Raw genomic sequence first — 1,180 nt, forward strand, 5'->3', positions numbered from 1 at the left:
AGACAGCCCCGGCCCCCAACCCCCACACCTATCCCCGCAATCCGCGCGTGTGGCGCGATCCCCTCGGGCTGATCCCGGATTCGTGTGAGTCAGCCCGTCCTGATGCTGATGGTGACACCCCCGGTCCCGGCGACGGCACACCCCACAATCCGACCCCCGGTCAACCAGCCGTCGACGCGGGACGGCCCCCCGCCGCTCCGAACACTGTTCCAGACCCGAATTCGTCCCCGGAAGCCGGTCGACCAGGCTCCGGCGATGCGCCCCACACCGCCGACCCGGATGGTCTCCCCGCAGGCACGACGACAATCACCGAAACGCGGGGGAACAACACCGCGACATGGACGCTTAATTCGGACGGGCGACCGATCCGCGCTGTCGCATCGCTCAGCGAAGTGACGCGCAAAGCCAAACGATCCAGTGCCGAAGAAACCGCCGCCGGCGACGTCGGGCGGTCCGGACTTCCAGGTGACCACGGTGGCCATATCGTCGACCACCGATTCATGCTCGACCAACTGCGCAAGAACTTGTTCCCGCAAAATGGCAACTTCAATACGTCGGCCTACAAGAAACTTGCCAACGAATGGTCCGATTGGGTCAGCAGGAACTGTCGCGTCGAGGCCGACATACAATTGTGGGACGCGGACGGAAATTTCGTTTCCGGAACCCAACGCCCCGACCTGGTCAGCGTCAAATACCAGGTATACGACGGCAGCGGTAGGATCGTACACGAACGGGAGGTCCTCTTCGAGAACGAAGCCGATCAACAGTTCGATCGAATGACGAACAAAGAAATAGAAAAGAATCTCGGACGATAGGCCGGTACGAGATCCGGCTGCTGACGAAGCGATTGAAGGGAATCATCTTGACCGATCCGGCGTTCGACTCCAGCGGATCTTCCGCCGCACTGATAGCGGTCGCTGAATCCATTATGGAGAACAAGAAGTACCAGGACGAGTGGGCCTCGTCGACCCTGGTTACCTCGTTCGCGGGCGGCACTCGATCAATATTCGGATACACGTACTTCGAGGACGGCTCGTGGACGGCCCGCACTCCTGACGGTTTCTCCGTCATGCGCAACATCACCGCCTTGCGGAAGGCGATGAGCGAGGAAGGTAAGCCCGACTGGAAATCCTGCCTGGTGCAGCTGAAGAAAACCGATATGAGCATCAAAGACGACTTC

2 protein-coding genes are annotated in these 1,180 nt (G+C 60.5%); both read left to right on the plus strand.

The genetic code is table 11. From position 1 onward, the window contains the following. A partial coding sequence (locus ACFWPJ_RS33405) for a DNA/RNA non-specific endonuclease (RefSeq protein ID WP_378857601.1) occupies positions 1-815 on the plus strand: 815 nt, incomplete at its 5' end. 47 nt (positions 816-862) lie between these two features. Further along, a partial coding sequence (locus ACFWPJ_RS33410; protein ID WP_378857603.1) for a hypothetical protein occupies positions 863-1,180 on the plus strand: 318 nt, incomplete at its 3' end.

It is taken from the genome of Nocardia sp. NPDC058497 (genome assembly GCF_042720195.1).
In the GTDB taxonomy this organism is placed as follows: Bacteria; Actinomycetota; Actinomycetes; order Mycobacteriales; family Mycobacteriaceae; genus Nocardia.